1 pseudogene is annotated in these 782 nt (G+C 68.0%); it reads right to left on the bottom strand.

The features are described 5' to 3' along the window. A pseudogene (locus EN780_RS35910) lies at positions 1-782 on the bottom strand (kinesin); the annotation flags it as partial.

The raw sequence follows: 782 nt of genomic DNA on the forward strand, positions 1-782 counted from the left end.
CTTGAGGATGTCGCGGCCCTCGGCGAGCTTTTCGACCTGGCCGGCGACCAGACCGTCGATGCTGGCGCGGCCCTCCGCCAGCTTGGCGAGGTCGGCCTCGAGCGTCTGCGCCAGCAGGCTGCGGTCGTCGGCGAGCCTGACGGAATGACCTTCGACCAGGTTCCTGATGCCGGACAGGTCGCTCTCCAGCGAACGGCTGAGTTCGCCGCGGTCTTCGGCAAGCTTGGCGGAATGGGTCTCGATCAGGCTCCTGATGCCGATAATATCGGTCTCCAGCGCCTTGGCGAGCACCGAGCGGCCCTCGGCGATCTTCTCGACCTGGCCGGCGACCAGCCCGTCGATGCTGGCGCGGCTGTCGGCCAGCTTGCCGAGATCGGCTTCCAGGGCGCGCGACAGGATGTTGCGGCCCTCGGCGAGCTTCCCGACGTGGCCGGCAACCATTTCGTCAATGATCGTACGGGCTTGCACGAGCTTTCCGGAGTCGTCATTCAGGGCCTGGGCAAGCCGGTTGCGGCCTTCTTCGAGCTGCTCCAGGTGGCTGCCCAGCGACGCGTCGATCGCGGCGCGCGACTCGTTGACCTTGCGCAGGTCGTCTTCCAACGCGCGCGCGATGAGGGTGCGGCCTTCCGCCAGCTTCTGCACCTGGTCGGTCACGGCGGCGTCGATGCCGGCGCGGCTTTCGGCGAACGTCGCCAGGTCGGCCTGCATGGCGGCCGCCATGCGATCGCGGCTTTCCGAAAGCTTGCGGCTGTGGTTTTCCACCGCCTCCTCGATGCCGACGC

The organism is Mesorhizobium sp. M4B.F.Ca.ET.089.01.1.1 (assembly GCF_004022605.1).
Classification (GTDB): Bacteria; Pseudomonadota; Alphaproteobacteria; order Rhizobiales; family Rhizobiaceae; genus Mesorhizobium; species Mesorhizobium abyssinicae.